Genomic DNA, 15,281 nt, shown 5'->3' on the forward strand with positions numbered 1-15,281 from the left:
GAACCGCTCCCTCTGGCGACGCTGCCGGACAGTCACCGCGGACCGTGGACGCCGTGCATGTGGCGTCCGTCCAGGCAGCGATGCCTACCGACGCCGACATAACCGACCTCGCGGACGTGTTTGGGTTGTTGGGGGAACCGAACAGGGTCCGGCTTTTGATCGCGCTCCTGGACGGGCCGATGTGTGTCCGCGACGTTGCTGCTGCCATCCACCTCAGTGAGTCCGCTGTGTCGCACGCGCTACGCCTGCTCCGCGCACATCGGGTCGTTGAGGTCAGACGACAAGGCCGTGTCGCGTTCTACGAAATCGCGGACGCCCATGTTCGGCACCTGCTCGAGGTCGGTCTGGAACACGTCGGACACACGATCCTGATCCATTCAGCTCCCGTTGAGCCTGAAGCGCAGTGCATTCCTGCGTCTCATCCCTGACGCTCGCTCAGGCGTTTCAGGTGCGCGTTGTACGCGTCGAACTCGGTGTCGCCGAGGAGATCTGCTTTGAGTGTTGCCCGGCGTGCTTTTCGGGTGTCGTCTCGTTCCCATCTCACTAGGAGAACGAGCAGGATGATCACTGACGGCAGTTCACCATACGACCAAGCAAGCCCACCGGCGAGCTGCTGATCTTTCAGCGGGTCGATTCCCCACCGTGCCGCAGACGCGAAGGAAGACACCAGAGGGATCGTCGACGTCATCACGATGACTCCGAAGAAGGCATGAAGCGGCATCTCGGCGAACACGTCGACCAGGCGCCCAAGGTGGGATTGGCGGCCAGGCAGCGGGTCGGAGGAGATCAGCGGGGCGGTGAACAGAAGCCCGCTGCCGAGGAAGAAGAGCTCCAACGCCAGATGCCCGCCCAACGTCTGCAGAAGAACGTCGGCAGTGTCGGTGAGGTAGAGCCCGTAGAACGCGGCCAGAAAAAGCGGAATCATCACAGCAGGATGAACCGCGACGCGCATCGGCCACGACCGCAGCAGCGTCAACGCGCTGACCAGGACGACTCGCCCGGGGCCGCGGTGCGGCATCGACCGCAGCAGCAGCGTTCCGGGTGAGCCGAGGACCAGCAGCACCGGAACGGCCATCATGAGAGTGAGCTGCTGGAAGATGAACACCGACAGCAAGACGAACCCGTATCCTTCAAGCCCGGCCCCCATCGTCACCGCGGTCAGGGCGCACCCGGCCACGAAACACAGCGTCCGGATCAGGGACCACGGTCGATGGGACACCCACTGGCGGGTCGCGCCCAGTATGTAAAGAATCCCCAGAACCACAGCGATCACCGGCAGGACGGGTACCGGCTGGAGGTTGGGGGCAAGGAACTGCTCAAGGCTCGGGGGGAGCACCGGAATCCAGGCAAGGTCCCCGAAGGGGCTGTCATCCATCACGCTGGAGGCGGGGTTTTACGGAATCGCCTCACCGCGAAGTACGCTCCGGCAACCACGATCCCGGCCCCGAGAACACCCAACGCGATGATGGGGGCAGCTCCTGGTCCCGCATCTGCGGCCGCGCTACCGGCACCTACCGCCGCGCTCCCGGACGTCGAGGGGGCTGGTTCTGTGCCTTCTGGTTTCGGTGTGACCGTGACCTGAATTGTGGCAGCAGGTGCCGGTGCGGGAGATGTTTCAGGTTCGGAGGTTGTGGTGGGCTGGACCGCATAGGTGAAGGAGTATTCCCCGGAGATGGGGTGCCCGTCGACGGAGACGGTCTGCCATTGCAAAAGGTAGTCGCCGGGCTGCTCGAACGAGACCGAGGCGGTGAGGATGTTGTCGGCGATGCTGACCTCCCCGGATACAACGTCCACCCCGTCTGCTCCTGTGACACGGATGATGGTGGTTGTCTCGAATCCGGACAACGGTGCTTCGGTGAAGGTCAGTGACACCTGATCCAACTTCGTCGTCACGGTCTCGCCGGCGGCAGGTATCGACTCGGCCAAAGCGTCGTGCGCAGACGCGCTTTGTGCGGTGAGGAGGGTGCTGCCGATGATGGCGATACAGGCGATCAGGATACTGACCCGTCGGCGACGGGCTGGGGGGTGGTTCATAGTTTTACTCCTGGCTGAGAGGGACGGCGGATAAGGCGGGTGCCGGTGGTGATGAGAAATAGTGTCCCGATGGTCAAGAACGTCACAGTAGCTACCGTGTGGTCGATCATCGGCGCCGGTTGCCAGCCGTCACCGATCACGCCGTACCATTCGGGAAGGAACACGGGGGCGGCTCCGACCAGCAGCACAAGGACCGCGACACCCGCACCGAGCACCGCCATCGCTGTCGCGGCCGTTCCCCGGGTGATGGGATGCGTCCGGGTCCGGTTCAGCGCGCAGACCAGCAGGCAGCCGGCGAGGAAGAGCTGGGTGGTGTTCCACTGGTGACCGACCGGGTCGGTGAGAGACCAATTGACCAAAAGCGGTGTGAAAGCGGTCAGCAGACACAGCACGAAGAGTGCTGCGGCGACGACGGGATGAAGGAGACGATCAACGATCCGCGCGGTGGCCGCTGCGTTCAACCACCCTCTGACCCCGCCGGTTCCGTCGTTTCTGACATCGGCTGTCCGGCTGATCAGGAGCAGAGGTCTACCGGCAATGATCAGAAATGTGGTCAGGGCGCCGAGGGCAAGGTGACCCGCAGCGTACGCGGTGAACAGATAGTTTTCGTACGCTGCCGGTGCGGCGTTGGTGAGATAGATGATGACAGCCCACCCGGCGACCCACCCGATACTTCGCCGGGCGGGCCATGCGGTGCCTGCCCGGCGGAGACGGTGAACACCGGCCGCGTATAACCCGATCACGAAGATCCCGGCGGTCAGCCAGATGGGGTCCACAGCGAACGAGTCAAGCAGCCGGGCCGGCGAGAACGGTAACGGCAACGCCTGGCCGGTGAGTTTCTCGGCCGTCGTGACGGCGATTGTTACCTCCCCGGCTGGCGGGGGAGTGCGGGCGAGAACGGCGGCCGCGCCGGAGGCGACTCCCATCAGTAACCCTTCGGCGATCACCAGCCGCACCCACACAGCATTCCACCGCCCCGCCTGTGCCGGGAGCCGGCTGATCAGCCAACGGCGGTGACCGTAGCCGGCCGCACCCAGAAGTACCAACACCACCATCTTCAGCCCGAGGATCACCCCGTAGTCGGTTGATACCAGCTCAGAGACGGAGTTCAGCCTGAGCGACGCGCTGATCGCGCCGCTCAGGGTAACCCCAATGAAACAGATCAGCGCGAGGAAGGAGAACCGTCGCAACAGGGGCCGGATAACATCCGGTCCGGCGCGGAGGTGGGTGATCACCAGGATGAGCAGTGTCCCGATCCAGGCGCCTGCGAAACCGACGTGCAACCAGAGTGCGGCGGCCGCGGTTCGATGCCCTCCAGCGCCGGCTGCGTGGCCTTGCAGTGCCAGCGGGATCAGAGCCGCGAACGCCACCACTGTCAGGATGAGGATGGGGACAGGTTTCCGGGAAGCGAACGCGCCCACGGAGATGACAGCGGTCAGCAGGATGGTGACGGTGTTGCTTTGTCCAAGGCTCACCTGTGTGAGGTATTGGCCGAGGGCGGGACCGAAGATACCGGCCCGGACGGGACCTGCGATGGTGATGAACGTCAGCACGGCGTAGACGCCCGTGAGGACCGACCAGACGGCGGCGCTGACGGCGGAGAGATCCATGGCCCGGCCTCGGGCCGGATCCCCTTCCGACAGGAAAGATCCTGCCAGCAGGAGGCCGCCGATGGTGGCGGCGGCTGCGAGATTGGCGAGGACTTTCACCAGCGGCAGCCCGTAGGTCACAGCTGCCCCGGTATCGACCAGCAGCGCCGGACGGTTGCCGAACACCCACGCCGACAACAGCGTGACGACGATCAGTGCTGCACCGACCAGGACGATCGGGGCGAGTAGTCGGCGGCGGCGTCCGGCAATAGGTTCCGGGAAATGGGGGCGGTGGGGTGCGGGTGCGCGGGTCACAGGGGGAGGATCACCGACCCCATCAGGGCCTGCAACTGGTAGAGCCATGCGGACCAGACACCGGTGAGCATCAGAATTCCAATACCGATCAGACCCAGCCCGCCGACCCGGTTGATGAGGCGGGAATGTTTCCGGAGGAATCCCAGCGCGCTGCTTGCCCATCCGACACCGAAGGCGAGGAGCAGGAACGGCAACCCGAGTCCGACGCAGTAGATCAGTCCGAGGAGCGCGCCCCGCCACGCGGAGCCGCTATTCAGGCTGAGGGCGGAGATAGCGGTCAGAGTGGGTCCGAGGCAGGGCGTCCAGCCCAGACCAAAGACCACACCCAACAGTGGTGCGCCGGCAAGACTCCCGGTGGTCTTCAGATTCAGTTTCAGAGTTCGTTGCAGAACGGGGATGTAACCCAGGAAGGACGCACCGGTGATGATGACGACGACTCCGAGGACGCGGACGATCAGGTCCTGCCACCGGATCAGCCACCCGCCGAGGGTTCCGAACAGCGCCCCATAGGCGATGAAGATCACCGCGAATCCGAGGACGAACAGCGCCGTGCCGAGCAGCAGCCGCCGCCGCGCCTTCCCGGTACCCTCATCAACGCTCCCGCCGAGGTAGGCAAAGTAGCCGGGGACCAAGGGGAGTACGCACGGGGAGGCGAACGAGATGAATCCGGCCAGTAAAGCCAGCGGGATCGCGAAGAGCAGCTGCCCGTAGAGCACGGTGCCGACGATGTCGCTCATGTGGTGTTTCCTGCGGTTCCGGGTTCGTTCAATACCTTCTGGATGAGCGCCTCCAACGTTGATCGGGCGAGGATTTGGCCGAGGACCCGGGCGGCGACCTTCCCGTCACGATCCAGAACAAGGGTGGTCGGGACCGCGTTCGGGGCGACCACTCCGCTGAACGCGAGAAGTACCGACCCTCCGGTGTCGATGAAGGACGGGTATGTGACACCGTACGTTTTCGAGAATGCCTGCGCGGTGGGCAGCTGGTCCCGGACGTTGACACCGAGAAATGCGACGCCGTCGGGGAGGAACTGGGTGTAGAGCGCTTGCAGGTCGGGGGCTTCGGCGCGGCAGGGCGCGCAGCCGGCGTACCAGAAGTTCACCACGGTAACCTGGTCTTTGTAGTTCTCGGAGGACGCACTCTGTCCGGTGTCGAGGGTGCCTGAGAACGTGGGAGCGTCGCCTCGCTCACTGGCCGGGATCTCGGTGACGGTGCCGTTGCCTGAGACGTAGTTCTTCCCCGTGCCTTCACGGTACTGATCGGCCAGATCGGTGTTCGCGCATCCGGTGAGTATCACGGCGGCAACCAGCACCCCAACGGCGCCTGTCCGGCGCCGCATCATCGTGTGGTTTGTCATGGGGTGAGGGCCGCATCAAACAGGGTGCGGAGCTCGTTGACGGAGCCGATGTCGAGTTTTTTGTCGTCGAGGAAGAAGGTGGGTGTGCCCTGCACACCCAATGCGGTGCCTTGGCTGAAGTCCGACTGCACCCGGGACTTGGTCGCAGGATCCGCGACGGCACCATCGAACGCGACCATATCTAGGCCCAGTTCCTCTGCGTAACCGCGGAACACGGACGCTTTGGAGTCCTGCTGTTCGCTCCACTGCGTTTGGGTGTCGAACATCTTCTTGTACATGGCCTCGAACTGGCCCTGCTGCGCGGCTGCCTCAACGGCGATCGCGGCGTTCATCGAGTTCTTGTGAGACGGAATGGGGAAGTACCGGGCCACGAAACTGACCCGCCCGGCGTACTCCTGGCGAAGCTGTTCAATGGCTGGATACGCGGCGCCGCAGACCTCGCACTCAAAATCCAGGAATTCGACGAAGACCGGTTGGCCGTCCGCCGCCACGGAGAGCCGGTGGCTGTTATCCGCGGCGGCGGTCAAGCCTTCAGCGTCAGCTCGTTCGGTGGCGGAGGGACGCAGCAAGAACACTGTCACGATCGCCGCGAGGCAGACAAACAGGGTCACTGCGATACTGATATTCCACTTTGTGCTGGTTTTCATGACTTCTTTCACTGAGATGCGAGGGGGTCCGGCATGGGAGGCGCTCATCCCGGGCTTGTGAATGGCGGGTAGGCAGGGCTGCCCAGGCGGACGCCGGGATTGGAGTTGCTACATTCGGGCGGGCGATTCGGTGGCATTGCTGTGTTGGGGGCGTTTCAGCAGCACACTGAGACAGAAGACCACCACGCCTGCAGTGATGAAGACATCTGCGAGGTTGAAGGTCGCGAACCAGTCGCTGTGCAGGTAGTCCACGACGCCGTTCCCGTCGAGCCTGTCGATGAAGTTGCCGAGGGCGCCGCCAAGGACGAGGGCTCCCGCCCAGGTGACAACGGGGGTCAGTCGCGGGGCCCGGACAAGGGCGGCGCTTGCGAGGGCTGCGAGGACGACCCCGGACCCGGCCGTGATGACCCACGACGGCAGCGCTTCGCCGAGACTGAACGCGACACCCGGGTTCGTCGTCCGCCACAATTCGATGACACCGAGCGGAATGCCCCTGCCATCGGCAAGAGCGGCCCAGGCCACGGCTTTGACGATCAGGTCCACACCGGCCAGCAGGACGCTCCCGCTAAGGATCTGGAAACGTCTGGAACGGAGAATTCTCCGCCCCATCACAGGGCCACCTTTTCTTGCAGGTAGGCGTACGGGTCGAAGGTTTTGCTGCCCCGCGCCAGCTGGAAGTGGAGGTGAGCGCCGGTGCTGTTGCCGGTATTGCCGACGTTCCCGACCTGATCGCCCACGCCTACCTGCTGTCCGACGGTGAGTTGCAGGGACCCAGGGAGCATGTGGCCGTACGTGCTGGTCACCGTCTCCCCATCGATCTGATGCTCGATGATGGCGTACACCCCCAGACTTGAGCTGTCTGTGGAGGACGCCTCGATGACTACCCCGTCAGCCATGGCTTGGATGGGGGTGCCCTGGCCGGGGTTCATGTCCAAACCCTGGTGGTTGCTCGAGCAGCCTGAGCATGGTGCGACGCGCGGGCCGTACCCGTCACTGATCGGTACCCCGGACGTGAACGGCCACTGAACCGGTGACGCCGGATTGTTGGTGAAGGTATCGGCGGTGCGGGCGAACGCGGAGGCCGCACTGAAAATCACGCGGGGCGGCGGCGGGGGCGGAGGGGCTGCGCTGGTGTACTCGTCGCGGGGGACCGCGGGGGCGGCCGCGTCGGTGACCTGAACGGTCTGGGTATCAAGGAACGCCTGCCCGGTCTGGGTTACTTGCCAGTTCGGTCCTACTCCCACCCCTACTGCTGAGGCGGGGATCGTCACGGAAACGACGAGGAAGCTGACGGCCACCATAGTCACGGCAGCTCCGGCGTTTCGCCACCGTGATCGAAGCGGTGCGCTTCGACGCTCGGGCCGGACGGTGTCTGGCGCCGCCGGGGCGACAGCAGCGGGTTTGGGCGGCGGCACAGACAGGCGCGGGTCAGCCTCCACATGCCGGGCTCGGTCATCCGGGACGTGAACGGCGCTTTGAGTGACGGACGTCGGTGAGTGAGGTGCTCCGGCAACCAGCGCGGGCGTTGTCGCCGGTGGTGTCGGGCTTGAGGCGGGCGGTGACTGTTTCGGAAGGACGGGGAGCTCTGCGCGGCGGCGTTCGTCGTCTCGGAGCTGACGCCTGGTGAGTGCAACAGGCGCGGCGGTGGCGTCGGCGGCTTCTCGTTGTGATCTGCGGGTGCCCGGGGACGGGGGAGGAGGGGTTGGTTGCGTATACGGATCGGGTGTGTTCATCAAAGACTCTCTGTCGTTGCGCCGCGCCAGGCGGCCAACAAAATCGGGGGAACTGTCGTGCCCTCAGCGAGGACGCAACAGTTTCTAAACCCGGATGATGCAGAGAGCGAACGGGGGGACAGCCCCGTGGCCGGTGACAGGTCGGATGGGCCGCTCCGGTGTCGGAGGCACGGACGTCGTCGATTCGCCCGGGCGGGCCCGACGTGAGAGAACGTTGCGCAGAAGAAGGACGGCGAGGATGCAGCCGGCTACGCCCACAATGCATGCGCCCAGCGCGCCGGTTGAGGTGCTGGCCGGGGAAGTGTCTGAGGTGACGGCAGTCTCGGCGATGGCTGCAGCGGGCTGCGCGTTCAGGACAGAGACGACGTCAGCGCTTGAGGTGTTGCCGACGTGGCTGGTCTCGAACGCGTGCGCCATGAGTAAGGCGACGGTGGTGCCGACGACGATCAGAAGCGTCACCAAAACACGGCGGAGGTTCCATCCGCGAGAGGGTCGTGGTGGTGTCATCAGGAAGTCTCGATAATCATGGGCGCCAGAAACTGGCCACCCGGGGTAACGTTTCGAATCCTAGGCAGAGTAACAGTGCTGCCCGGGAGAAGACTCTGAGCGCTCCGATACAGCTGTGGGAGCCGGCCGGGGTGTGGCTGTTGAGTAGGTCATAGAGCTGCAAGGACGTAGATCGTCAGAAATCCGAGGAAGAACATCGCAGAAATCAGAATCGTTTCCGCCTGCTCATGTGCCTCGATGAGGAGTTCTTCGACTACCAGGTAGAGCAGGGCTGCTGCCCCGAACGCCAGAACGAGGGCGAGCACCTCTGGGGTTGCCCCGACCAGCAGAATCGCACCGCCTATTGCGCCGACCCCGGTGGTCAGCCCGAGAGCGGTGGAGATGGTCACCGACCGGGTTTTGCTGAACCCGGCCTCGGTGAGCCTGGTCGTTACCGACAGGCCGATGAAGAGGATCTCGATCGAGAGGGCGATGGTGAGGATGAGGCCTTGCTTGTCTCCAAGCGAGGTGCCTAGGCCCACCAGCAACCCGTCAAGGAGCAGATCGATTCCGACAGCGATCAGAAGCCCTGTCGGGAGCCGGGATCTCGACGTAGATAGATCACGTCGCCGTTCCAGGCTCCGACCAACAGCGCCGAGGGCCAGCATCACAGCGGTCCCGGCGATGAATCCTGTTACCGCCCAGGCGAGCCGGCCCTCGTTTCGGAGGTCGGGGAGAACCTCTCCGGCGAGGGCGGAGAGAACGACGCCCGCAGCGAAGTGCTGGATGGCACTGGACAGTCTCGGCCCTGGCGGTCGGATGACGGCCACCACAGACCCAACGATCGCCGCGCCGATGGGGAACGCGACAAGGGAAGCTGCCTGCACGGCCGCAGCTGCAGCGTCACTCATTACGCCTACTCTCGCCCGTTCGGACAGCTCCCGCCGGATTGCTCTTTCCTGTCGCAGGGGCGCCGACGTGGGTGGGTGCTTGATTGGGTGACCGGGGATTCATGGCACCTCCGTGATCTTGCGCTGACACCACCGGTCAAGGTCGATGACGGGTCACTGTTATTGGGTCGAGCTGCCAGTAGCCGCGGATACCTGCGCATTGTTTCGCAGGATCGGAAATGTCTGGCAAGAAGAATTCTGGAACGATCGGAACGACAATACCTGATTGAATGCTACATATGAACAGGTCTGCAGACATTTCGGGTCGGGGTCGACCCTTCCCGCCGTGGCTGGCCGTGTTCGTCGCTGGAGTGGGCGGGCTCTGTCTTGCGTTGGCTTTTCCGGCTGCCAACATCTGGGTTCTGGTGTTCGTCGGTCTGCCGCTGATCTTCCTCTCTCTGATGGGTCAGCGGGTCGTCACGATCCTCGCCGCCGGCTTTGTGGGTGGTGGCGTTTTCTGGGGTGTACACATTTTCTGGCTGACGGTGTATCTGGGCCCGCTGCCCTGGGCCGGGTTGAGCGTGCTGGAGACCGTCTTCTTTGCGGCCGGCTGCATGCTGATCGCGTTCATTTACCGGGCGAGCGAGAAACTCGGGGGACGCAGCTGGCTTCGGATGGTGTTCGTGCCCCCGATCGTTGCCGGGCTGTGGACGGTCCGGGAGATGCTCAGCAGCAGTTGGCCATACGGCGGGTTCTCCTGGGGCCGCCTCACGTTCTCCCAATCGGATAGCCCCTTCGGCCCGCTCACCGCGTGGGTCGGGGTCTCTGGCGTCTCATTCTGTCTCGCGCTGGTGGGCGCGTGCATCGCTGAGGCTGTCCTTCATGCGACCCAAACCCCGACCAGTGCGCGGGGTAGCCGGGTTTCGACTGCCCTGTTCGCCGTTCCGGCCGGCGTGGTCGTCCTCCTTCTCGCCGTGCCGACGTACCAGGTGAAGACTGATGGTTCACTTCGCGTCGCCGCCGTTCAGGGCAACGCCGACGCCGGACTTTTCTCAACCGGCAGGCCCGGGGATATCCTGACCGACCACGTGACTGCGACGCAGCCGATCACCGAAAAAACCGGTATCGACCTCCTCGTCTGGCCAGAGAACTCCATCGACCTCGACCCGCTCCGAAACCCCAGCTCCGCGAAAGTTCTCGATAACATCACCGCACGAGTGCGGGCGCCCCTGGTCGGTGGGACGATCACAAAAAGCGGTCAAGAAACATTCAACAGTCTGCTTCTGTGGGAACCCGACGCCGGACCCACCGCCCAGTACGACAAGATTCACCCGGTCCCGTTCGCGGAATACCTCCCCGACCGGGACTTCTGGTTCCCGCTCGCCCCGGACCTGTTCTCCCTCATCCCACGCGACTTGTCGATCGGAACCCGGCCGAACGTGTTCTCTGTTGCGGACGCACGAGCGGGGCTGGCAATCTGTTTCGACATCGTCGACGACCGTGCCATCGAACAGATGATCGCCGGCGGCGCGAACATCATCCTCGCCCCGAGCAACAATGCTGACTTCGGCCGCTCGGAAGAAAGCGTTCAACAACTCGCGATCGCACGCATCCGGGCGATCCAGACAGGCCGGAGCCTGGTGAGCGTGTCAACCGTCGGCACGTCCGCCATCATCAGCGCCGACGGAGGTGTCACCGACCGGCTGCCAACATTCACCAAAGGGGCGATGGTCCAAGACGTACCCCTCAGCTCGACTCTGACCCCCGCGATGCGCTGGGCGAACGACATAGAAATCATCATCATCACCGTCGGTCTCGGCGGCGCGGGTGCTGTGTTCCTGACGCTGGCCTTCCTGCGACGCACCTCCGCCCGGGTACCGTCTCACATCCACGACAACACCGGAAAAGACACCAACCGATGAAGAAACAACACAATCGAACCCCGATGATCCGCCCCGGGATGCTACCTGCGGTGCTGGGTGCCATCGTGCTGCTCGCCACAGTCGGCCTCATCGGAACAGACTTCTACCTCTACGTGCGGTACGCAATCGGGATCCTGGCACTGATCTTTGCCGTGCTCACCGTCCAGTACCGCAAATGGTGGTGGGCCCTACCCGCGATCCCCGTAGCCGTGCTCTGGAATCCAGCCTGGCCCGTCGAACTCCCCAGCCAGACGTGGCAAATTCTTACCTTCCTCGGATCAGCCATCTTCATCGCCGTCGGTGTTCTCTTCCGCACCAAGGATCCCAGCAGCGCCATGCTGCCCAAAAGCACACACTGAAGCTCATCACCCGACCCCGCATCTCAGAAGCAAACACGCACCCCGGAGCTTCAGCCCTACCCCCTCCCTCCGACTGGAAAGCAGAAACCCGTGACCTCCTGCACCCCGAAGAGTGGTCAGCACGCACACCGCAGACGAACCCTCGTCGCGGCTTCCGCAGCCCTGATCATGGCAACCCTGACGGGCGTTGCAGCCGCACCCGTCAGGGCCGCAGCGGACGAATACCCGACCTGGTCAGAGGTCGAATCCGCCCGCGCGAATGAGTCCACGAAACAGACTCAGATCAACGAACTCAGCTCACTCATCAGCCAGATCGATGCGGATCTCGCCCAAGCGCAACAGTTCGCCGTGACCCTCACCGATAACTGGGACCTCGCCCAAGATGCCTCGGACCTGGCTCAAAAAAAGACCCGCGACCTCGGGGCTCAAGCTGCTACCGCCGAACAAGCCGCTACCGCCGCCCGGAACGCCGCCGGCCAGCTCGTCAGTTCGATGGCCAAAACAGGCGGCAGCGATCAACTCAGCGCCCAACTGCTTCTCTCCGGCAGCGGGGCGGACAACTTCTTGTATCGGCTGTCCGCCACCTCGCGGCTATCTCAGAACATCGGCGAACTGTACGAGCGCGCCGAGTCTGCTGGTAACGCCGCCCGGGCACTCACCGATCAGGCACGCGTCGCAGAAACAGAACGCGCACGCCTCGCAGACGAGGCACGAGCGGCGAAGGATGCCGCGATCGTCGCATCGCGACAAGTCGAGTATCAACTCGAGCTTCAACAACGGAACTCGGAGACCCTGAAGGCGCAGCTTGCCGTTCTCGTTGAGAACCGTCAGGCCACCGAAGCTGACTACACCCGCGGCGAACAAATCCGAGAAGCTGCCGCTGCCGCTGCCGCTGCCGCTGCGGAGTCAGATGGCAGCGGCGTGCAGGTCGACCAGGGACAGCTATCCGGGCAGGGGTGGACCCGCCCGGTGGGTGGCCGGATTTCGGACGGGTTCGGGCCTCGGGTCGCACCCACCGCCGGCGCAAGCTCCTATCATCGCGGCGCGGATCTAGGCGCCGGCTGCGGTACCCCCGTCTACGCCGCGTCCGCGGGAACCGTCAACTTCGCGGGCTGGTTCGGCGGCCTCGGTAACTGGGTGCAGCTCAGTCACGGCGGCGGGGTTCAGACCAGCTACGCCCACAACAGCCAACTCGTCGTAAGCGAAGGGCAGTCAGTGGTCGCGGGGCAGCTGATCTCTCTGGCCGGAACCACCGGGGTCTCTACCGGCTGCCATCTCCATTACGAGGTCACCCTCGACGGCACACGCACCGACCCTGTCGCATTTATGCGTGCTCGCGGAGCTCCGCTCGGTTAGGCGGAACTCCGCGTCACTGAGAGCGAACACCCCAGGCCATCAGCGAGACCAGGTCGACAGCCACCAAAATCGAGGAGACGACTCGGCTCAAACGCAGGAGGCACTACCTGACCGGTTAGCTTCTCTGCCGCGAGGAGGGTGTCGGCGACGGTTCCGCGGAGCTGGTGGGCATCTGGGGAAGCACCGCTCGCCCGCGAGCGGCCCGGATGCCGTTCGCGATGACGATCACCTCCGCGATCTCGTGAATCAGCACGACGCCAGCCAGGCCGAGAACACCGAAAAGGGCCAAAGGGAACAGCACGACGATGATCGCAAGGGCGAGCGCTATGTTGCCGGTCATGATCCGGCGCCCACGCCTGGCGTGAGCCAGCGCTTGCGGGATCAGTCGGAGGTCGGTGCCGGTGAAGGCGACATCGGCGGACTCGATCGCGGCGGCCGAGCCGGTGGCGCCCATCGCGACACCGACGTCGGCAGCGGCCAAAGCCGGCGCGTCGTTGATTCCGTCTCCGATCATCGCCGTCCGAGAGTTTTTACGGAGCGTTTCGATGGCGGCCGCCTTGTCGGCAGGCATCTGCTCGGCTCTTATATCCACGATGCCGACCATGCTGGCTAGGGCGTTGGCGGTGCGCGGGTTGTCACCAGTCAGCATCACAGTTCGGATGCCCTGTGCCTTCAATTCCGCAACCGCGGCAGCGGCCTCGGGTTTGAGCTCATCACGGATGCCGATCAAACCGGTGGGTTGCCCATCGACCTCAACGACGATTACCGTCATCCCGTCGTGCTCCATCGACGTCCCCTGCGAACCGAGGACACCGGCGGGCACCCAGCGCGGGCTTCCAACGCGAACGGCTCTGCCACCGACGGTACCCGCCAGGCCTTGTCCGGGGTACTCCGTAACGTTGCTGGCGGCGGAGGGGTGAGGGTATTCGGCAGCGAGAGCGGCCGCAAGAGGATGGGTGCTTCGCGCTTCAAGGGCGGCGGCAGCATCCAGAACTGCCACCCGGTCGGCGCCGGGTGCGGCCTGGACGGCGACGACTTGTGGTTTGTTGCGGGTGAGGGTTCCGGTTTTGTCGAAGGCGACGAGTTGCACGGCACCGAGCTGTTCAAAAGCCTCACCTGATTTGATGACAACGCCGAACCGGCTGGCCGCGCCGATCGCGGAGATGACAGTCACCGGCACAGCGATCGCCAACGCGCACGGGGACGCAGCAACGAGGACTACGAGAGCGCGGGATGTCCACAGGCCAGGGTCGCCGACGAGGAAACCGAAAACGATGATGAGGCCGGCGATAACCAGAACAGCCGGTACGAGGGGTTTCGCGATCCGGTCAGCGAGACGGGCACGCTGACCCTTCCGTGCCTGCGCCTGCTCGACGAGCCGGACGATAGTGGTCAGAGAATTGTCAGTGCCGTTCGAGGTCGCTTCGACCTGCAGGGCGCCGGTGCCGTTGATCGCGCCCGCAGGCACCGCGTCTCCGGGCCCGACTTCTATGGGGATCGACTCGCCCGTGATAGCGGACGCATCGATACTTGACCGGCCGGCCGTTATGACCCCGTCGGTTGCGACTCGTTCACCGGCGCGGACAATCATGATGTCGAGCATCTGAATCTCGGAGGTCGGGATCTCAACGTCGCCGGAAAGCCGGGAGATTGTCGCCTTCTCAGGGATCAAGGACAACAGTGATCGGAGCCCATCTCGTGCCCGGTCCATCGCGCGGTCCTCGAGCGCCTCGGCGATGGAGAACAGGAACGCCAACGCTGCAGCTTCTCCGATGTACCCGAGCAGAACGGCACCAAGTGCAGCAATGGTCATCAGAAGCCCGACACCGAGCCGACGACGACGAAGCCGGCGAATTGCGCCCGGCACGAACGTCGAGGCGCCGAACACGAGGCTGATGGCAAGAATTATGGTCCCGGCAACCGGAACGCCTGTCCACTCGAACATGTACCCGACGACGAGAAGGAAACCCGCGGCGAGCGGTATCAGAATGCTCCGGTCGCGCCACCACGACGTCAGTTCGCCTTCGTCGCTGCCATGATCATGCTCGTGGTCGTCGTGGTTTGTACCGGCGTCGTCATGATTGTGGAACTCAGCGAGGGGTGCTGACGGCGTGCCGAGCAGGTTCAAAGTTTTCCGGTTTCCTACGGGCGCGTTTTCCTCGTCGGGACCGCAGCATTCGCGGCTCATGCCTTGACCGCCGTTCCGCAGCAGAGCGGCACATCACAGTTCTCATCCGCGCATCCCGCGCCGTCATCGACGGCCAGAACCACGTCGACGATCGCCGTGAGAGCACGGGTGAGGTGCGGGTCGGCGATCTCGTACCTCGTCTGGCGACCCTCGGGGGTCGCAACGACAAGTCCGCATCCTCGGAGGCAGGTGAGATGGTTCGAAACGTTAGACCGGGTCAGGTCCAATTCTCGGGTCAGCTCCGCTGGATATCCCGGCTGTACGAGCAGGCTCAGCAGAATGCGAGAGCGTGTCGGGTCAGCCATAGCTCGGCCAAGCCGGTTCATCACGTCAACGCGAGAAGCTTTAGTCAGCATAAGCTGACCATACAGCATTAGCTGAACAATAAAAGTCGCTCGTGGCCCT

Annotated in this window: 16 protein-coding genes; 4 read left to right on the forward strand and 12 right to left on the reverse strand. The window is 64.1% G+C overall.

Translation table 11 applies throughout. The annotated features are described in order from the left end of the window. Window positions 1-80 precede the first annotated feature (80 nt). The gene (locus FB464_RS19315) at window positions 81-428 is read left to right on the forward strand and encodes an ArsR/SmtB family transcription factor (protein ID WP_116416932.1); all 348 of its coding nucleotides are present in this window, start codon (window positions 81-83) and stop codon (window positions 426-428) included. On the opposite strand, the gene FB464_RS19320 is transcribed toward FB464_RS19315, so the two are convergent. From FB464_RS19320 to FB464_RS19365, 10 genes are all read right to left on the reverse strand, one after another. Then, entirely contained in the window at window positions 419-1,375 is a 957-nt protein-coding gene (locus tag FB464_RS19320) for a cytochrome c oxidase assembly protein (protein WP_116416829.1), read from the reverse strand. The two genes, FB464_RS19315 and FB464_RS19320, sit on opposite strands and share 10 nt — an antisense overlap. Beyond that, on the reverse strand, window positions 1,375-2,034 hold the full coding sequence (locus FB464_RS19325) for a copper resistance CopC family protein (protein WP_116416830.1): 660 nt from the start codon (window positions 2,032-2,034) through the stop codon (window positions 1,375-1,377). Before FB464_RS19325 ends, FB464_RS19320 begins: the two co-directional genes overlap by 1 nt. Continuing rightward, window positions 2,031-3,938: a bifunctional copper resistance protein CopD/cytochrome c oxidase assembly protein gene (locus FB464_RS19330; protein ID WP_116416831.1), complete on the reverse strand. Its 1,908-nt coding sequence runs from the start codon at window positions 3,936-3,938 to the stop codon at window positions 2,031-2,033. Before FB464_RS19330 ends, FB464_RS19325 begins: the two co-directional genes overlap by 4 nt. Next, window positions 3,935-4,675, reverse strand: a complete 741-nt coding sequence (locus FB464_RS19335) for a cytochrome c biogenesis CcdA family protein (protein WP_116416832.1) — start codon at window positions 4,673-4,675, stop codon at window positions 3,935-3,937. The genes FB464_RS19330 and FB464_RS19335 overlap by 4 nt, the downstream gene beginning before the upstream one ends. Continuing rightward, window positions 4,672-5,295: a TlpA family protein disulfide reductase gene (locus tag FB464_RS19340; RefSeq protein WP_116416833.1), complete on the reverse strand. Its 624-nt coding sequence runs from the start codon at window positions 5,293-5,295 to the stop codon at window positions 4,672-4,674. The genes FB464_RS19335 and FB464_RS19340 overlap by 4 nt, the downstream gene beginning before the upstream one ends. Continuing rightward, window positions 5,292-5,942, reverse strand: coding sequence for a DsbA family protein (locus FB464_RS19345; RefSeq protein WP_116416834.1), 651 nt, complete (start codon window positions 5,940-5,942; stop codon window positions 5,292-5,294). The genes FB464_RS19340 and FB464_RS19345 overlap by 4 nt, the downstream gene beginning before the upstream one ends. Before the next feature lie 108 nt (window positions 5,943-6,050). Further along, entirely contained in the window at window positions 6,051-6,551 is a 501-nt protein-coding gene (lspA, locus tag FB464_RS19350) for a signal peptidase II (protein ID WP_116416835.1), read from the reverse strand. Beyond that, a complete protein-coding gene (locus FB464_RS20360) occupies window positions 6,551-7,243 on the reverse strand; it encodes a M23 family metallopeptidase (protein ID WP_116416836.1) in 693 nt (230 codons plus the stop codon). The genes lspA and FB464_RS20360 overlap by 1 nt, the downstream gene beginning before the upstream one ends. A 516-nt stretch (window positions 7,244-7,759) precedes the next feature. Then, entirely contained in the window at window positions 7,760-8,134 is a 375-nt protein-coding gene (locus FB464_RS19360; RefSeq protein WP_116416837.1) for a hypothetical protein, read from the reverse strand. Between the two features lie 197 nt (window positions 8,135-8,331). Beyond that, on the reverse strand, window positions 8,332-9,048 hold the full coding sequence (locus FB464_RS19365; protein WP_246093222.1) for a ZIP family metal transporter: 717 nt from the start codon (window positions 9,046-9,048) through the stop codon (window positions 8,332-8,334). A 302-nt stretch (window positions 9,049-9,350) separates the two neighbouring features. Between FB464_RS19365 and lnt the strand changes: the two genes are divergently transcribed. The 3 genes from lnt (at window position 9,351) to FB464_RS19380 (ending at window position 12,688) form a co-directional block, all read left to right on the forward strand. Next, a complete protein-coding gene (lnt, locus tag FB464_RS19370) occupies window positions 9,351-10,973 on the forward strand; it encodes an apolipoprotein N-acyltransferase (protein WP_170152052.1) in 1,623 nt (540 codons plus the stop codon). Beyond that, complete coding sequence (locus tag FB464_RS19375) at window positions 10,970-11,332, forward strand: DUF6804 family protein (RefSeq protein WP_211327510.1); 363 nt, start codon at window positions 10,970-10,972, stop codon at window positions 11,330-11,332. The genes lnt and FB464_RS19375 overlap by 4 nt, the downstream gene beginning before the upstream one ends. Before the next feature lie 90 nt (window positions 11,333-11,422). Then, window positions 11,423-12,688 carry a M23 family metallopeptidase gene (locus FB464_RS19380; RefSeq protein WP_142206783.1) on the forward strand — a complete coding sequence of 422 codons (1,266 nt, stop codon included), beginning with the start codon at window positions 11,423-11,425 and terminating at the stop codon, window positions 12,686-12,688. Window positions 12,689-12,803: 115 nt separating this feature from the next. Here the strand turns inward: FB464_RS19380 and FB464_RS19385 are convergent, their stop codons facing one another. Together FB464_RS19385 and cmtR are read right to left on the reverse strand one after the other, a co-directional pair. Next, window positions 12,804-14,876, reverse strand: a complete 2,073-nt coding sequence (locus FB464_RS19385) for a heavy metal translocating P-type ATPase (protein WP_116416841.1) — start codon at window positions 14,874-14,876, stop codon at window positions 12,804-12,806. Beyond that, the gene (gene cmtR, locus FB464_RS19390) at window positions 14,873-15,232 is read right to left on the reverse strand and encodes a Cd(II)/Pb(II)-sensing metalloregulatory transcriptional regulator CmtR (protein ID WP_116416933.1); all 360 of its coding nucleotides are present in this window, start codon (window positions 15,230-15,232) and stop codon (window positions 14,873-14,875) included. The genes FB464_RS19385 and cmtR overlap by 4 nt, the downstream gene beginning before the upstream one ends. Between the last annotated feature and the right edge of the window lie 49 nt (window positions 15,233-15,281).

Origin of the sequence: Subtercola boreus (assembly GCF_006716115.1) — a bacterium.
Classification (GTDB): domain Bacteria; phylum Actinomycetota; class Actinomycetes; order Actinomycetales; family Microbacteriaceae; genus Subtercola; species Subtercola boreus.